Consider the following 17,643-nt stretch of genomic DNA (forward strand, 5'->3'; position numbering starts at 1 on the left):
ATTATGTACAGATTAAGGATTTTCATATAATAGTGAGCTCCTGTTCAGTAGTGAGCAGGAGCTTTTTTTACCTCTAACGTTTCATATCCTCATAAAAAGAATAGGTGATAAGTATGCGTAATAATTTCTATAAAAAATGCCTTTTAACGATAATGATTGCTGGAGTCGCAACGAGTAATGCGTTTCCTTTACATCCTCTTGCAGCAGAACAAAACGTAAAAACATTACAAGAAAATGCAAAAAATTATTCTCTCGGACCAGCAGGGTTCCAAGATGTAATGGCGCAAACGACATCGAGCATATTCGCAATGGATTCATATGCAAAATTAATTCAAAATCAGCAAGAGACTGATTTGAGTAAAATAAGTTCAATTAATGGTGAGTTTAAAGGGAATATGGTTCAGCATCAAAGAGATGCAAAAATTAACGCGGCTTATTGGTTAAATAATATGAAACCTCAAATTATGAAAACGGATCAAAATATTATTGATTATAATAATACTTTTCAAACGTACTATAATGACATGCTATTAGCTATCGATCAAAAAGATAGTGGTAAATTAAAAGCGGATTTAGAAAAGTTGTATGCGGACATTTTAAAGAATCAAAATGAGGTAGATGTATTATTAGGAGATTTAAAAGCTTTTCGCGATAGAATGGCGAAAGATACAAATAGTTTTAAAGAGGATACAAATCAATTAACCTCGATTTTGGCGAGTACGAATGCTGGTATTCCAGCTCTAGAGCAACAAATAAATACATATAATGATTCGATCAAAAAGAGTAATGATATGGTCATTGCTGGTGGTGTACTTTGCGTAGCGCTAATAACTTGTCTTGCTGGCGGACCAATGATTGCGATTGCGAAAAAAGACATTGCAAATGCAGAAAGAGAAATAGCTAATTTAAAGGATAGAATTTCAGGAGCGCAAGCAGAAGTGGCAATTTTGACAGATGTGAAAAATAAAACAACAAATATGACAGAAACAATTGATGCAGCAATTACGGCACTGCAAAATATATCAAATCAATGGTATACGGTAGGTGCAAAATATAATAATTTACTACAAAACGTAAAAGGAATTAGCACTGAAGAGTTTACCTTTATAAAAGAAGATTTAAATACGGCGCAAGATAGCTGGAAGGATGTAAAGGATTATACAGAAAAATTACATGAAGGCGTGACGAAATAAACAGCGGACTAGTGCCGCTGTTTATTTTTTATCCCGTTTTTTGTGAGAGCCGAGCTTGTAATTTTACCCATAAGTTTGCCGTGTGTTTTATCAATGTAGCTTTGGGATAATGTTTGGTCAAATTGATACTAATAACCTCGATAAACTCCTGATCACGCTTTTTATATTTAATGTTTTAAGGGAAAAAGCTATACTATAAGCAAAACTAAAAATTGGAAAGGAAATACTAAAACATGGAAAATTATTTATTATTTATCCTTACAGCAATCCTAATCATAATAATGCCTGGTCCCGGTTTTGCCTTAGTTACAAAAAACACTATCTCGCATGGTAGAAATGGTGGGATAAGGACCGTCTTAGGAACGGTATCTGGAATGATGATTCATACAATAATGGCTACACTAGGACTCTCTGCTATCCTAATGAAATTTGCTATGCTATTTACATTAATAAAATATGCTGGGGCTTTTTATTTAATTTACTTAGCTGTAAAGTCAATTAAAAGTGCCTTTTCTAAAAAAGAAGATATGTCAGGTTCAGTGGAAATGAACTCTAAGGATATTGGTACGATTAAAAGTTTTAGACAAGGATTTACCACGGCAATCTTAAATCCGAAAACGGCTGTATTTTTCCTAAGTTTTCTACCCCAATTTATTGTGAGCAATCAAAGTCATCTCTTCCAATTTCTGTTGTTAGGACTCACATTTACGACTTTGACAGCAATATGGTATTTACTTTATATCTCACTAATACGTCAATTAAGAACTTTTTTACGAAAAGAAAAAGTGAACCGTACAATAGAGGGTATTACTGGTACAGTATTATTAGCATTTGGAGTTAGGTTATTTTTCCAAAAATAAATATGTATATGAAAAGAGAAATAATCAATGGTGGTTATTTCTCTTATTCACTTATTCTAAAACTACCATTATAGATTTCTAGAGGTGAGATGATTTTTTGTTGGGTATTTATGTTACTATCACTGTAAAAATTGTGAAGAAATGTACTTAAACTAACGGGGCAGGATAGTTGAATAAGAATAAAAATATTTTTATAATTTAAATTTATTGAATATCATAAAATATTTATAATTAAACTTTTTTCTAAATCAACACTCGATGGCGATGTGGTGTTACCTCAAATATAATTATTTTATTTGAAGGTCTCATTTTAATTTTTTCAAATCTTTTCATAGGTTGATATACAAAGACGTGTAGTGATAAGCCTATAACTGCAGTAATGTTTAAAATAATACTTATAATCATTAAAGACCATTCTATAACTGGAGAAAAGTATCCGTCCGTACTTAATGTAGAAGAACTTACAGCCATTCCGAACGAGAAAGCCCATCGCCTTTAGGCATGGGATGAAAGTGAGGTTGGATACGGAGTGCCAATAAAAATCGCAAGGTTCGTGGTACTTTAAGTATCCAAAATATAAGTAGTTTCTTCAAGTCTTTTTGTTGTAATTTTTCGAAATTAAATGATACATTGTAACTAGAATCAATGATGATAGAAGAATGTTTCAAAGTGTTTGAGAGGAAAACCTCCTCGTTTCATGCAGTTGTAAAGTTTATAAACACGTTCTGATTTTGTTATTATTGCTAGAAATGTATCAAATGAACACGATGTTGAAAATCAAAAAACAAGGGGATGAAACGTATGTCACAGACCCTAACAGTGAAAGTGAAATTGATTCCAACAAAAGGACAAATCCGTTTATTAGAACAAAGCAGTCAAGAATATAGCAAAGTTATAAATACACTTGTATCGGAAATGGTGGAAGCAAAGAAAAGTACGAAAAAAAGCACAAAAGATATTGAAGCAAATATCCCAAGTGCAGTGAAAAATCAAGCGATTAACGACGTGAAAAGTTTGTTTGCTACAAAAGTAAAGAAAAGCCATTATAAAATCATTCCGATTCTAAAGAGACCTGTTTGTGTATGGAACAATCAGAATTATTCATTTGACGCTACTCATATTTCAATCCCGTTTAAGGTAAATGGAAAATCGGCTCGTGTAAAAATCCGAGCTTTATTGAGAGATAAAACCAATCACAATCTGAATCTGTTAAAACATAAATTAGGTACACTTCGCATCACAAAGAAATCGAATAAGTGGATGGCTCAAATATCTGTCACGCTTCCTACAAATGAAAGGGCCGGAACGAAAATTTTAGGGGTAGACTTAGGTCTCAAGGTCCCCGCTGTAGCAATCACAGATGATGATAAGATTCGTTTCTTTGGGAGTGGTAGGCACCATAAATATAAGAAGCGTAAGTTTTGTAGTGTTCGTAAGAAGTTAGGAAAAGACAAAAAAGTGAATGCCATTCGGCGAATGGATGATAAAGAACAAAGATGGATGCAAGATAAAGATCACAAAATAAGTCGTGCAATTATTGATTTTGCGATTGTAAATCATATTTCTGTCATTCGATTAGAACAACTAACGAATATAAGACAGACGGCAAGAACAAGCCGTAAAAACGAAAAAAACCTACACACTTGGTCATTCTATCGTTTGTCACAATTTATTTCTTATAAAGCAATGCTAGCTGGTATTCAGGTTGAATATGTGAATCCGGCTTATACAAGTCAAAGTTGTCCGAAATGTGCTGAAAAGAACAAGGCTCGAGATAGAAAATACAAGTGTTCATGTGGGTTTAAGACACATCGTGATATCGTTGGAGCGATGAATATTCGCTACGCAACTGTGATTGATGGTAACAGTCAATCAGCCTAAGCACCTTTATGGTCTGGTTTAGGAGGGGCAATGAGATGTCCTCATCTTGAAGGCTGTTCAAAACAGAAATGGACTGCGAACGTTTAGTCATTCAAGAATCCCACCCGTAATTCCGTAAGAATTCGGGCTTGCGACTTTAGTCGTGGGAGTCTCAAATCTAGTATTAAAATAACTATTAGTATAAAGGTAAGTTTTTAACCAATTTGAATCCCCCCCTTTTAAGGGTAACATCTTTATATTATTATATTAAAAAAATAAATTATATAATTAATTATAAGATAGTTATCTATGAGAATTTAACTTGTTTTTTCGTTTTGGGGTGTTAAAAAATTCTTAAGTTGATGGGCATGGGATAGCACACCATGCCTATGAACTTAAGAACAGAAACTTACGCTTGAACATAATATCAAATTTAGATGAGCAAAGCTATTTCAAGTGAATAGAATCCACTCTTTAAGAATACATAAAATATATACATACAAGCTTAGTCTGATCACTACATCATTAGTGAAAGTAGGATTCTATAGATTTTGGAGGAAGAGATATGAAAAAAAAGGTTCTCCTGTTTACAGATTTGGGGATTGATGATGCGTTTGCTATACTGTACACCTTTTTTCGTAAAGACATTCAACTTGTAGGAATTGTAGCCGATTATGGAAATGTATCCAGAGAAAATGCAATAAGAAATATTAACTATTTGAAGTACATTGCGGGAAGAGAAGAGATACCCGTATTCCTTGGTGCTTCTGTACCGTTGACAGGTATATTGATTCAGTATTTCCCTGAGGTACATGGAAAAGTCGGATTAGGACCTATCATTCCCCCTGAAATTTCATATCCAGTTTATCCTTTAAATGATATTTATCAAATTATAGAATCAAATTTAGAAGATCTTACAATTATCAATTTAGGAAGACTTTCTTCGCTAGCTACGACTTTTGTGTTGAATTTAGAAACAATGCGAAACGTAAGAGAATGCATTTGCATGGGGGGAGCTTTTTTCTATCCAGGTAACGTAACTGCTGTGGCTGAAGCTAACTTTTACTCAGACCCTTATGCAGCAAACTTAATTCTGCAGCATGCAAAGAACTTGACAATTATTCCTTTAAATGTGACTCAACATGCGATTGTTACACCCGAAATGGTCCAGCAAATTGATGCATTTCATCGGAATACACAGGACCTTGCAGGACTCATCATCAAACCTATGTTAGACTATTATTATAAATTCTACTCCAAGTCTAATCCTGGTATAAGTGGAAGCCCTATGCATGATTTTGTAACAGTGTGGTATTTGCTGAATCAAGAGGCTGTTGGCCTTTCAAGAGTACCCATTAAAGTAATTCCTGATCAAGGAGAAGGATTTGGTCAAAGTATTGCAGACTTTCGTTTTGCTACTAATCCAGGCTATAAAGCGCATAATGTAGCTTTTCAGCTTGATTATGAAAGATTCAAGAAGGATATTATGGAAACGTTTTTAAAGAAGAGAGTGTAACAGACTTTATTAACTTCAGATAATAGGGATTATTTGAATGAAATGCCACTTCACTTAACGTACAGGAATTCGACTTTTTTAGGTTGAAATTCGCTTAGCATATAAAACTTCCAAAATGTTGGCTGTATCCCATCACTATCAAGCTAACAAAACAAAATCCCCCTAAAATGAAAAAATCCGCTGACTTCTCAAAGTAATTAACTGTAGTGAAAGAAAATTTTTATTTTGGGGTACATTAAAACTTTAGCTTGATGGCCATGGGGTCTCGCCATCAAAACGTGAATTTCGTACGCTAAGGAATTTCTATGTTAAAAAACTTGGTTTTACCGTACGTTAAGGAAGTTCCATAAATAATATTCAATGTTTGTTATTGAAGGGTTTTGTTATCGTTACTACAGAAAGAACAAAAAGAATGAATTGAATATGAATCGATTTATCCCGCTATTTGCGTGCAGTAAGACTCCCACCTCAAAATTCGGGGAATGCGGGGGATTTAGGTGGGAGATCAACTGCCCGTAAAAGCCCGATTGGTGAGGGCTAATAATCAGTGGGGGATGGACAAACCCCCCACTGATTAAAGTTTCACTTTATCTGCTTCAAGATCATCTGTATTGAGTTTATGAAGCTACACAATAAAGTTTCATTGTATATACTAAGTGGAATAGAAGTTTAGGTGGATAAAATTCGGTAGTCGAAATTTCTTGCATAAAGCTGTATAATGCTTGTAACGAAAGGGAAATACAGGAAAGGGTTTGTAATAAGTTACTATGGAAAAAGATAAACAACAGTTAAGCGTTGAAGTTGCAAGATTATATTATCAATCAGATTATAGTCAGCAAGAAATTGCTAACAAATTAAATATTTCAAGACCGACGATCTCTAGATTATTAAAGTACGCAAAAGAAAAAGGATTTGTTCAAATTAGCATAGCCGATCCGTTTGCTGATTTAGATAACGTTGGGAATTTACTTAAAGAAAAGTACAACCTGTTAGAAGCGCATGTCGTATTTTCTCCAGTACCAGAATATGCAACGATTACGGAGTATATTAGTAAGTATGCTGCTGAGTATATGGAAAAGACCGTGAAAACTGGTGATATCGTTGGTGTAAGCTGGGGAATGACGATGTATGAAATCGCTAGAAAAATCGTGCCGCAACATGTGAAAGGTGTAGAGGTTGTCCAATTAAAAGGTGGCATTAGTCACTCAAGTGTAAATACATATGCGAATGAGACGATTGCTTTATTTGCAGATGCTTTTCAAACGACGCCAAGAAATCTACCCCTTCCAGTTATATTTGATAATGCAGTGACAAAAGAATTAGTGGAGCAAGATAGACATATTCATCACATTATCGAAATGGGAAAACAAGCGAATATTGCAGTTTTCACTGTTGGAACAGTGCGAGACGAAGCGCTATTATTCCGATTAGGATATTTCGATAAGGATGAAACGAACATTTTGAAAAAACAATCGGTCGGTGACATTTGTTCACGTTTCTTTGATGGAGACGGAAATATTAGTAGCGAAGAAATTAATAAGCGTACAATTGGAATTGAGTTAGAGGAACTTAAATTAAAGAAACGTTCTATTTTAGTTGCAGGTGGTAATAGAAAAGTAAAAGCAATTGATGGTGCGTTACGTGGCGGGTATGCAAATGTATTAATTATCGATCAGCATACGGCGAAGGAATTGTTACATTATCAAAAAGGTTAGAAATAAAAGGCTTTCTCAAAATATTAATTTTGAGAAAGCCTTTTATTTTGTTATGTATAAATGATAGGAGTCCTTCTTGGAACACAAACTTCCTTTTTAAAAATAATTATGGATATTGAGATACATACTACCAGTGTTAACATAAAAGTTTTGATTTCAACTTGTGATGTATATGAATTGTTTCTCAGCTAGAATGCACCGTATCTACTACAAGAAATTCCCTTTTGTAAAAGAGTGAACAAAATTTCAAAAGTGTATTTACATTTGTTCAACTAAGAGTTAGAATGAAGTTGTTAAAAGATATGAGGAGTGAAGATAATGAACATTGCAAAGTTAATTGACCATACAATTTTAAAACCAAATTCTACTAAAGAAGATGTTATGAAAGTAATCGAAGAAGCAAAGCAATACAAATTTGCTTCAGTTTGTATTAATCCTACATGGGTAAAGCTAGCTGCTGAAGAATTAGCTGGACATGATGTAGACGTTTGTACTGTAATCGGTTTCCCATTAGGAGCAAGCACTACTGAAACAAAAGCATTCGAAACAAAAGATGCTATCGCAAAAGGTGCAACTGAAGTTGATATGGTAATCAACGTAGGTGCTTTAAAAGATGGCGACAATGAGTTCGTTGAGAAAGACATTTATGAAGTAGTACAAGCAGCAAAAGGAAAAGCTCTTGTAAAAGTAATCATTGAAACTTGCCTTCTAACAGATGAAGAAAAAGTTCGTGCTTGTGAATTATCAGTAAAAGCTGGTGCTGATTTCGTAAAAACTTCAACTGGATTCTCAACTGGCGGAGCAACTGCAGAAGATATCGCATTAATGCGTAAAACAGTTGGACCAAACGTTGGTGTAAAAGCATCTGGCGGCGTTCGTACACGTGAAGATGCAGACAAAATGGTAGAGGCTGGAGCTTCTCGCGTTGGAGCAAGTGCTAGTGTTGCAATCGTATTAAATGATGCAAAAGGTGCTACAGATAACTACTAATCAATAATGAAGTAAAGGGCAATAGATACACATTTAAAGTAAAGTGTATCTATTGCTTTAACAATTGAAAAAGATGTAAGCGGATACGAATGGGAGGAGACGGCTTATGAAATACTTAATCGGTGTTTTAGGCCTCGTATTGATTTTAGGTATCGCTTGGCTTGCTAGTAATGATAGAAAGAAAGTCAAATATCGCCCAATCATAACGATGGTTATATTACAATTCATTTTGGGGTTTTTATTATTAAATACAAGTGTAGGGAATATATTAATTAGCGGAATAGCAGATGGTTTTGGAGAATTATTAAAATATGCCGCTGATGGTGTGAATTTCGTATTTGGTGGATTAGTAAATCAAAAAGAGTTTTCATTCTTTTTAAGTGTATTAATGCCAATCGTATTTATATCAGCTTTAATAGGTATTTTACAACACATTAAAGTATTACCTATTATTGTGAAATCTATAGGTCTAGTATTAAGTAAAGTAAATGGAATGGGGAAATTAGAATCATATAACGCTGTTGCTTCTGCGATTTTAGGGCAATCTGAAGTGTTTATTTCAGTTAAGAAACAACTAGGATTATTGCCAGAAAAGAGAATGTATACATTATGTGCATCTGCAATGTCTACCGTTTCTATGTCTATCGTTGGATCGTACATGGTGTTATTAAAACCACAATATGTTGTAACCGCTTTAGTACTTAACTTATTTGGTGGTTTTATTATCGCTTCTATTATTAATCCGTATGAGGTTACTGAAGAAGAAGATATGTTAGAAGTACAAGAAGAAGAGAAAAAGACCTTTTTTGAAGTATTAGGGGAATATATTATAGATGGATTTAAAGTTGCGATTACAGTAGCAGCTATGTTAATCGGTTTCGTTGCTCTTATCGCCTTTATTAATGCAGTATTTAAAGGTGTAATCGGTATCTCATTCCAAGAAATTCTTGGTTATGTATTTGCACCATTTGCATTTATTATGGGTGTACCTTGGCATGAAGCAGTTAATGCCGGAAATATTATGGCAACAAAATTAGTATCGAATGAATTTGTCGCTATGACAGATTTAGCACAAGGAAACTTTAATTTCTCAGCTAGAACGACAGCGATTATATCTGTATTCTTAGTATCGTTTGCAAACTTCTCTTCAATTGGGATTATTGCAGGGGCAGTTAAGAGCTTAAATGAAAAACAAGGGAATGTAGTCGCAAGATTTGGTTTGAAATTACTTTTTGGTGCAACATTAGTAAGTTTCTTATCAGCAACAATCGTTGGCTTATTATTTTAACAGATTCATATAATATAAAAAGGAATGGTGATTGTAATGAGAATGGTAGATATTATTGCGAAAAAACGTGATGGAAAAGAATTAACGACTGAAGAAATTAATTTCTTTATTAATGGATATACAGATGGAAGTATTCCTGATTATCAAGCGAGTGCACTTGCAATGGCAATCTTCTTCCAAGATATGACGGATCGTGAACGCGCAGACTTAACAATGGCAATGGTTGAATCTGGAGAAACAATCGACTTATCAGCAATTGAAGGCATTAAAGTAGATAAGCATTCAACTGGCGGTGTTGGTGATACAACAACATTAGTATTAGGACCATTAGTTGCTGCTTTAGATGTACCAGTAGCAAAAATGTCTGGTCGTGGTTTAGGACATACGGGCGGGACAATTGATAAATTAGAAGCAGTGGAAGGATTCCACGTTGAAATTACGAAAGAGCAATTCATTGATATTGTAAACCGTGATAAAGTGGCTGTTATCGGACAAACAGGAAACTTAACACCTGCTGATAAAAAAATCTATGCACTTCGTGATGTAACAGGAACAGTAAACTCGATTCCTCTAATCGCAAGTTCAATTATGAGTAAAAAAATTGCAGCTGGTGCTGATGCGATCGTACTTGATGTGAAAACAGGTGCTGGTGCATTTATGAAAACAGAAGAAGATGCAAAAGAATTAGCTCATGCAATGGTACGTATCGGAAATAATGTTGGACGTCAAACGATGGCAGTAATTTCAGATATGTCACAGCCTCTTGGTTTTGCGATTGGTAACGCTCTAGAAGTGAAGGAAGCAATTGATACTTTAAAAGGTGAAGGTCCAGAAGATTTAACAGAATTAGTACTTGTATTAGGTAGCCAAATGGTTGTACTTGCGAAAAAAGCAAATACATTAGAAGAAGCTCGTGAAATGCTAATTGAAGTTATGAAAAACGGAAAAGCAACTGAGAAATTTAAAGAGTTCTTAAGCAATCAAGGCGGAGACAGCTCGATTGTAGACAATCCAGAAAAAATGCCACAAGCGAAGTATGTAATTGATGTACCAGCTAAAACTTCAGGTGTTATTTCTAACATTGTTGCAGATGAAATCGGTATCGCAGCTATGTTACTTGGTGCAGGTCGTGCAACGAAGGAAGATGAAATTGATTTAGCTGTAGGTTTAATGTTACGTAAAAAAGTTGGCGACGCAGTAAAAGAAGGTGAGCCATTCGTAACGATTTACGCAAATCGTGAAAATGTAGAAGATGTAAAAGCAAAAATTTATGAAAATATTTCTATCTCTGAAACAGCAGTGGCTCCTAAATTGGTTCATACAGTTATTACTGACTAATCATAATTACATTTACTTTGAGGAGGAAATAATATGGATAAGAAAAAATATATTGAAGAAGCAAATAAGATGTTATCAAAAGCGTATATTCCGTATTCAAAATTTCCTGTTGGTGCAGCGTTAGTTACAAAAGAAGGTAAAATCTATACTGGTTGTAATATAGAAAATGCTTCTTACGGTTTATGTAACTGTGCAGAAAGAACGGCAATCTTTAAAGCAGTATCAGAAGGTGAGCGCGACTTTAGTTACTTAGTCATTACAGGCGAAACGGACGGACCGATTTCACCATGTGGTGCATGTAGACAAGTTATTGCTGAATTTTGTAATCCGAAAATGCCAGTTTTACTAACGAATGTAAAAGGCGATGAAAAAGAAGTGACTGTAGAGCAGTTATTACCTGGTGCCTTCTCAATTGAAGATTTAAAATAAGTTAGAAGGCCATTCCACAATTAATAGTTGTGGAATGGCCTTTTTATTTTCAAGAAATAAAAAACCAAACTAACAATGTAATACTCTGTTCATATTCCGTTCATAAACTTTGCGTAAAATGATTGCAGTGAATATGGAAAGTGACGATATTAATTGTCGTTCTACAGCAGGAGGAATATAATGAAGAAATTATATAATGCAGCATTCATTTACTTAATTATTGGTTTATTATCAGGTGTATTTGCTAGAGAGTATACAAAAGCGCAAGGAATTAAAGGATCTACTATGTTGCAATTAGTGCATACACACGTATTAGTGCTCGGCTTCGTATTCTTTTTAGTCGCTTTAGCTCTATTTAAAGTATTTAATGTCCGTGAAACAAAAAGTTTTCGTGCATGGTTTGTTGTGTATAACATAGGATTAATTTTTACAATCGCTACAATGGTATTTAGAGGTATTTTACAAGTAAACGGAACAGACTTTAACGGTTTAAGCCATATGGCTGGATTAGCTCATGTCATTATAAGTGTCGGGCTTGTTTGGTTTATGATTTTGCTCAAAAAGTCTTTTAAATAGATAGGGGTGGAGAGTATGAGTTTAGCACTTTTATCAAGTATCGTAGCAGTTTGTATGGCCGTTGGAGTAATGTTTCTTCGATTTAAGTCAGCGAAAAAACCGGTAACGAAAAAGAAAATTATATTACCGCCAATCTTTATGAGTACTGGCGCATCGATGTACTTCTTACCAGAGTTTCGGTTAACATCGTTAGAAATAGTAGAGGCAATTAGTATAGGACTTATTTTCTCTATATTTCTTATTAAAACATCTAAGTTCGAAATAAAAGGTGAAGACATATATATGAAACCGTCAAAAGCGTTCATATTTATTTTAGTTGGATTATTAGCTGTACGAGTAGGACTTAAATCATATTTAAGTCAATCGATTGATTTAGCACAATTAAGCGGGATGTTTTTCTTACTTGCCTTTGCGATGATCGTATCGTGGAGAATTGCTATGTATCGCTCGTATACTAAATTAGAAAAGACAATAAAAAGAGCTGGAATTTCTATATAGGAATTTCAGCTCTTTTTATGTTTTATTGAATGTATTCTTTAGCACGGAGCTCATTCGCTAAATTTCAAACGGTCTTGGGCATGCTGTAAAGCAAGTGGAGTAATATTTTCTCCGCTAGAATCTACAATTGTTGTATTTAGTAAAATGGAATCTAAACTTCCGCGGAATTCTTTCGTATAGCTTTTTCTTAGCATTTGTTGCTCTTGTTTTTCTGCACTATTTAATCCTAAAGTTTTTTCTTTTTTTGCTAATTCATTAATACGGAATAAAATGTTTTTCATTTCTTTCACCTCTAAGTTTTTTTACTATAAATTAGTAACTTACTAATTTATAGTTATTGTAACCTATCTTTTATAAGGTGTCAATGCCTGTAAAAAATCAACTCTTTATACTGTATATAAAATAGTATGGAGAAACTAAGTAGATAAGTAATACTTGAAATATGAAAATTATTTTTATACAATACCTAAGTAGGGTATGTAAAGGTTTTTTGTATTGACCGCATTTATACAAGCATAATGAAAAGAGATAATAAAAGGAGTATGTAATAATGGATTCAGTAATTTCAAGGAAAGAGACAATTATTTCATATAGCATTGCAATTCTATTTATTTTAGCAATGGTCGCAGCTGGTGTACTATTAGATGATCCAGAAGTAATTTTGCCGGAAATAGCTGCGATGGCAATAGCTTTATGGGCATATCGTGAGCTGGGATGGCTAAGACAACCAGAAAAAATCTTTATTGCGCCGTCAATAACAGCTGTTATTGGTTTTGCAGTGAATCAAATGGATATTTCCTATATAGGAAAAGTTAGCTTAACACTTATATTAATGATGCTATTTTTACGTGTTATTCAATCCAATTTAGCGCCATCTATTGCGACTGGTTTATTACCATTAGTAACAAATGCGACTGAATGGTCATTCGTTATATCGGTCTTCATTTTGACATTCATATTAATGCTAGGTGTTCTTATATTTAAACTGAATAACGGTCTTAAGAGAAAAGTGAAAATACAATATAAATATATGGTAGTATTTCTAATACTAAATTTCGTATGGATAAGTTTATGTTGGATAACTGGTTATGAACAATTAGCGGTCATTCCACCTATTTTAGTCGTTGTGTATGAATCGCTTCAAAAACCGATGTACAATGAAAAGATGGCATGTAAACAAATACTAGTATTAACTACATCGGCAACTGTTGGAACTTTATTGTACTTTGCAATCGATTCATGGATGTTAGTTACTTTATTAAATATGATATTGATGCTTATTTTATTAAAAATCGTTGGTATACGCATTCCAGCGGCTTACGCATTTCCATTACTTCCGCTCGTATTTCCTGATGAAATGATAAAAATGTTACCAGTGGGTTCATTCATTGCGGGGGTATTCTTATTTGGTGCAGTACTACTTTATAAAAAGTGGGAGATGAAGCAAAAGGGAAGGCAAATGTAGAGGAAGCAATGATAAGTTCTAGTTAGCATAATAAATAGACACCCGCGGGTGTCTATTTTCATTAAATGAAATTTAGCTTAATTCATTTAAGTAATTAACAAGTTCTGTTGTTTTAGAAAAGAATGGTGAATGATCAGCTTCCAAAGTAATTATTTTCGTGCAAGGAGTTTCTGTATTCATTCGGCGCTGAAAATCAATCGGAATCGCTCTATCTAGAGTTGTTTCGATATAAATACGATTTACAGTTCCAAAGTTCTCTTCTGATATTTTTAGCTCTTGTTGGAACGGTCCTAGCGGTTGAGGACGCATTTGATTAAAAGATGCTTCTTTAATAGAACCGTCTTCTGTAGCATTTAAAAATGTTTGTTCAATCAACTCTGGTATAAGTTCTGCAGTCAAGTCTTTCTCATTTATAGAGAATTGTGGTCCGGTTTCGCCATTTAATTTACTACCAAGACTTTCACCGTTTTGTGGTAAGAATGCGCAAAGATAAACTAATTTATCGATTTTATTTGGTATATATTCAGCTGCTTGTGTAATAACAATGCCGCCCATACTATGTCCAACGAGAATAACATTTTCATTTTGTTGATGTATCGCATCCGTTACTGCAGTAACATAGGAATCTAACGTTACATTCTGAGAAGGAGTCGTATCTTTACCGCTTCCAGGTAAGTCTAGTGTAATAACTGTATGTCCGAAAGCCTCTAACTGAGGTTTTACAAATTCCCATGCCCATTCGCCTTGCCATGCTCCATGTACTAAAACGTAAGTACTCATTGAATCAACACTCCTCTAATGTTTATATGCTTATTTTTTCGTAATATTGATGATGTATAATTAGTGTATATGAAGTGGGTTGATAAATATAATGAAGCTTATTTATAGATGATATAAATATCTTTTATATAAGGAGAACAGAATGAACGTTTTTGATTTTAAAGTTTTTAAATACGTGGCTCGTTTGAACAGCATTAGTTTAGCAGCTAAGGAATTACATATGACACAACCAGCAATAACGCATATCATTAACAAATTAGAGAAAAGATATGCTTTAACTTTATTCGAGCGATCTAGACAAGGAACGGTGTTAACTGAAAATGGAAAAGAATTTTTAGTTTGTGTAGATCGACTTCTAATGGAGTATGAAAATCTTGAAGAAACAGCTTTACATTTGAAAAATAAGAGCTTGTATAAGATTGTATTAGCTACATATCCTTCCGTTACTGTATATTGTTTGGCAGAGTGTATCGAATTAGGTAATGTTGATCAAAGTCAGTATGTGCTTGCAGTTCGAGAAGGAAGCTATCAAGAAGTGTTAGATTGGCTGTCTTCTGGAAGTGCAGATTTTTCTATTTCTATAAAAGAAAATTTAATACCAGGATTTCATTATGATGTAATTGGTGAAGATCCGTATGTTATGGTTTCTTCTAAGTCAGTTCCATCTGATCTTACAAGAAAAGAGTTGAAAAATTATCCTTTTATAATGCCGCTTTCTGGTTGTAAAGAAGTACTTGAACCATATTTGATGAAAAATGAAATAGTAGTTAATAAAGTGATGGAGTCAGAGTCAATTAGTTCAGCATTAGCACTTACTTTACAAGTTAAAGGAATAACAATCGTTCCATTATCAGGACTTCATAAACAAATTATTCATGACTTTATCGTGCAACCGATAGAAATTAAAATTCCACGACAACTTATTATGCAATGGTCACCTAAAAAAGAGAATGATCCGCTGTTTCTGGCGTTTGTTACGAATTTATTAGTACAATTACAAAATAAAAAAAATTAATAAAATGCTTTTAAAAAAGGTAATTTTGATTCACTTGAACTTACCTTTTTGATTTACAACCAATATAAGGATGTATCATAAAGTCCGATTAAAATGAGAAGTACACCAGCTATACGCTGAATGCTTTTTCCTATTTTTCGGCTCTTTTTGAGTAATGCCCCATTTAATCCAAGATAGGAGATGATGAACATTAGTATAACGATAGGCAGAGCAGTTCCTATCGAAAAGAATGTCGGAAACAAGTACCCATAATTAGATGATAAAGATAAAGGGATTAACGTTCCGAAAAATAGCACAAACATAGTCGGACAGAAAGCTAAAGAAAAGAAGAACCCAAGTAAAAATGAGCTGACTTCATTTTGTTTTCGTATAAATTTGATAGGGAAGATGGAAGAGAAGAAATTTCTTCCTGTTATAATACCTGATAATATTAGACCCATTAAAATTAATAAAGGCCCGATCAGCTTGCGTAACCACGGGAAATACAAAGTTAATATTTGTTGAATCTCTTTTCCTAACACCCATACTAATAGTCCAAGTATCGTAAAAGCTATTACTTTTCCTAAAATGAATAACAGTATATGTTTCCAGGCATGTCCCTTTTGTAAAGATGGATTGCCATAAAGTGAAACTTTAATCAGTGGGGGTTTTGTTCATCCCCCACTGATTATTAGTTGAACCAATCGGGCATTTACGGGCAGTTGATCTCCCGCCTAACTTCTTTGTCCTATCTGAATTTTGAGGTGGGAGTTTTACTGCCCGTTAATGCGGGATAAAGTGTAATAGCACTAATGTTTCCTGTTAATTGGCAAGGAGCAAGGGTACCTACTATGCCTAATAAAAACGCAAATAAAAAAGGCGTTGATTTCGTAGCATTCGCGACATCCATTAAAGGAGACATGAGTTGATAACTCCATTCACTAATTGTTGAAAACACGTTATATTCACCTTTCTAACTAGTTATATTGTAATGATCCCTCTTTAGTAATCTGTTTCCACGTTTTACCGCCATCCGTAGAAAGGAATACATTCGCTTTCATTGTAGCAAATACCATTTCAGATGAATTTTGAGGGTTTTGTGAAATATACATGATGGTATCCTTAGAATCTAAAGATGGAATTTGTATATTTGTTTCTTCATTTGTAGCAATTGATTTTTTCGTTATCATTTGCTCATTTTGCTTATTGATAGAGGCATAAATAACATCTTCATTACTTAATGTAACTGCTGTCGATTCAACTGATTTAGAAAATAGTTCAAATGTATTTCCATAATCCGTAGATAAATACACGCCATCTTTAGCACTTACCGCGACTACACTAGATTGATCGGGATGTGCTGAAAAGGAGTGGATAGTACTTGAAAGCCCCTTTAACTTACTATTTTTCCATTCTTGTCCGTTGTCCGTACTGAAATAAAAACCTTGTTGTAATTTAGAATTAGGACGTTCGTTGTATAAATAAATCGCTTCCGTATTATATCCGACAGCAAGGTTATGAAAATCAGATTCTCCATAGAATGCTAGCTTTTCAAGGTTATTGCCACCATCCGAACTTTTCATTAATCCTAAAGGGTTTTTAAAATTTGCACCTGGTTCAGGATGCCCGCTGGCAAAAAATCCATTTTTCGTTGCTTGAAAGCCCATATAATCGTGTAGCTGTGTAGCAGTTTCAAACCATTTGCCATTTTGATAAACCTTTATACCACTATGAGTTGCGATAGAAATCCCTGGCATATTTCCTGCATAGCCAATTCCATGAATGTGCGCGATTTTTCCGGATGTAATTTCTTTATAGAAGTTTTGCGGAATCGTATTTGCTGTTTCTTTATTTTTTGGCTGAGATTGAACTGTTTCTGTTTTTGCTGGTTGTGTTTCTACATTATTAGAGCATCCTGTAATTATAAATATTGAAGTAATGGCTAGTCCTACGTAATGTTTCACGCTTGTAGGCTCCTTTCCTATATGTATGAGATTTTAAGTATATGGAATAAATGTCAAGAAATTGTGGAGTGGTATGCATAATCTCGAGTGGAATAGTAATGAAAATTTTATCCCGTATATATGCGTGGTAAGAAACCCGGTAATGAAAGTTTTATTTTCAAAATAAACACTATTAAT

General features: G+C 34.0%; 17 protein-coding genes and 1 pseudogene. 13 read left to right on the forward strand and 5 right to left on the reverse strand.

Annotation, left to right across the window (positions count from 1 at the left end):
* Window positions 1–113 precede the first annotated feature (113 nt).
* Together nheC and MHI07_RS08830 are read left to right on the forward strand one after the other, a co-directional pair.
* A complete protein-coding gene (gene nheC, locus MHI07_RS08825; RefSeq protein WP_340823140.1) occupies window positions 114–1,193 on the forward strand; it encodes a non-hemolytic enterotoxin subunit C in 1,080 nt (359 codons plus the stop codon).
* 233 nt (window positions 1,194–1,426) lie between these two features.
* Entirely contained in the window at window positions 1,427–2,053 is a 627-nt protein-coding gene (locus MHI07_RS08830) for a LysE family translocator (RefSeq protein ID WP_002202409.1), read from the forward strand.
* Between the two features lie 243 nt (window positions 2,054–2,296).
* On the opposite strand, the gene MHI07_RS08835 is transcribed toward MHI07_RS08830, so the two are convergent.
* Complete coding sequence (locus MHI07_RS08835) at window positions 2,297–2,524, reverse strand: hypothetical protein (RefSeq protein WP_078182159.1); 228 nt, start codon at window positions 2,522–2,524, stop codon at window positions 2,297–2,299.
* Between the two features lie 330 nt (window positions 2,525–2,854).
* On the opposite strand from MHI07_RS08835, the gene MHI07_RS08840 reads away from it, so the two are divergent.
* The 9 genes from MHI07_RS08840 (at window position 2,855) to MHI07_RS08880 (ending at window position 12,263) form a co-directional block, all read left to right on the forward strand.
* Window positions 2,855–3,934: an RNA-guided endonuclease InsQ/TnpB family protein gene (locus MHI07_RS08840; protein ID WP_340823143.1), complete on the forward strand. Its 1,080-nt coding sequence runs from the start codon at window positions 2,855–2,857 to the stop codon at window positions 3,932–3,934.
* Window positions 3,935–4,478: 544 nt separating this feature from the next.
* Entirely contained in the window at window positions 4,479–5,429 is a 951-nt protein-coding gene (locus MHI07_RS08845) for a nucleoside hydrolase (RefSeq protein WP_002158329.1), read from the forward strand.
* Window positions 5,430–6,196: 767 nt separating this feature from the next.
* A complete protein-coding gene (locus MHI07_RS08850) occupies window positions 6,197–7,144 on the forward strand; it encodes a sugar-binding transcriptional regulator (protein WP_002202408.1) in 948 nt (315 codons plus the stop codon).
* 318 nt (window positions 7,145–7,462) lie between these two features.
* On the forward strand, window positions 7,463–8,134 hold the full coding sequence (deoC, locus tag MHI07_RS08855; RefSeq protein ID WP_002012110.1) for a deoxyribose-phosphate aldolase: 672 nt from the start codon (window positions 7,463–7,465) through the stop codon (window positions 8,132–8,134).
* Window positions 8,135–8,240: 106 nt separating this feature from the next.
* Entirely contained in the window at window positions 8,241–9,422 is a 1,182-nt protein-coding gene (locus MHI07_RS08860) for a NupC/NupG family nucleoside CNT transporter (RefSeq protein WP_002158326.1), read from the forward strand.
* Window positions 9,423–9,458: 36 nt separating this feature from the next.
* Window positions 9,459–10,760 (forward strand): pyrimidine-nucleoside phosphorylase, encoded by a 1,302-nt coding sequence (locus MHI07_RS08865; protein ID WP_002158325.1) that lies wholly within the window; start codon window positions 9,459–9,461, stop codon window positions 10,758–10,760.
* Window positions 10,761–10,793: 33 nt separating this feature from the next.
* On the forward strand, window positions 10,794–11,189 hold the full coding sequence (locus MHI07_RS08870; RefSeq protein WP_002158324.1) for a cytidine deaminase: 396 nt from the start codon (window positions 10,794–10,796) through the stop codon (window positions 11,187–11,189).
* A 180-nt stretch (window positions 11,190–11,369) separates the two neighbouring features.
* Window positions 11,370–11,765, forward strand: coding sequence for a DUF2871 domain-containing protein (locus MHI07_RS08875; protein WP_002158323.1), 396 nt, complete (start codon window positions 11,370–11,372; stop codon window positions 11,763–11,765).
* A gap of 15 nt (window positions 11,766–11,780) precedes the next feature.
* On the forward strand, window positions 11,781–12,263 hold the full coding sequence (locus MHI07_RS08880) for a CcdC family protein (RefSeq protein ID WP_002202406.1): 483 nt from the start codon (window positions 11,781–11,783) through the stop codon (window positions 12,261–12,263).
* Window positions 12,264–12,313: 50 nt separating this feature from the next.
* Here the strand turns inward: MHI07_RS08880 and MHI07_RS08885 are convergent, their stop codons facing one another.
* Window positions 12,314–12,544: a DUF896 domain-containing protein gene (locus MHI07_RS08885; protein ID WP_002148814.1), complete on the reverse strand. Its 231-nt coding sequence runs from the start codon at window positions 12,542–12,544 to the stop codon at window positions 12,314–12,316.
* A gap of 269 nt (window positions 12,545–12,813) precedes the next feature.
* Here MHI07_RS08885 and MHI07_RS08890 point away from each other — a divergent pair, with 269 nt between their 5' ends.
* Complete coding sequence (locus tag MHI07_RS08890; RefSeq protein WP_340823150.1) at window positions 12,814–13,728, forward strand: hypothetical protein; 915 nt, start codon at window positions 12,814–12,816, stop codon at window positions 13,726–13,728.
* Window positions 13,729–13,800: 72 nt separating this feature from the next.
* Here the strand turns inward: MHI07_RS08890 and MHI07_RS08895 are convergent, their stop codons facing one another.
* On the reverse strand, window positions 13,801–14,508 hold the full coding sequence (locus tag MHI07_RS08895) for an alpha/beta fold hydrolase (RefSeq protein WP_215581330.1): 708 nt from the start codon (window positions 14,506–14,508) through the stop codon (window positions 13,801–13,803).
* A 142-nt stretch (window positions 14,509–14,650) separates the two neighbouring features.
* On the opposite strand from MHI07_RS08895, the gene MHI07_RS08900 reads away from it, so the two are divergent.
* Window positions 14,651–15,523, forward strand: a complete 873-nt coding sequence (locus MHI07_RS08900) for a LysR family transcriptional regulator (RefSeq protein WP_088078322.1) — start codon at window positions 14,651–14,653, stop codon at window positions 15,521–15,523.
* 53 nt (window positions 15,524–15,576) lie between these two features.
* On the opposite strand, the pseudogene MHI07_RS08905 reads toward MHI07_RS08900, so the two are convergent.
* Window positions 15,577–16,460: pseudogene (locus tag MHI07_RS08905) on the reverse strand (urease accessory protein UreH domain-containing protein).
* Between the two features lie 19 nt (window positions 16,461–16,479).
* Entirely contained in the window at window positions 16,480–17,466 is a 987-nt protein-coding gene (locus tag MHI07_RS08915) for a F510_1955 family glycosylhydrolase (protein WP_002158315.1), read from the reverse strand.
* Window positions 17,467–17,643 lie beyond the last annotated feature (177 nt).

This window comes from Bacillus sp. FSL H8-0545, assembly GCF_038006105.1.
Classification (GTDB): domain Bacteria; phylum Bacillota; class Bacilli; order Bacillales; family Bacillaceae_G; genus Bacillus_A; species Bacillus_A cereus_U.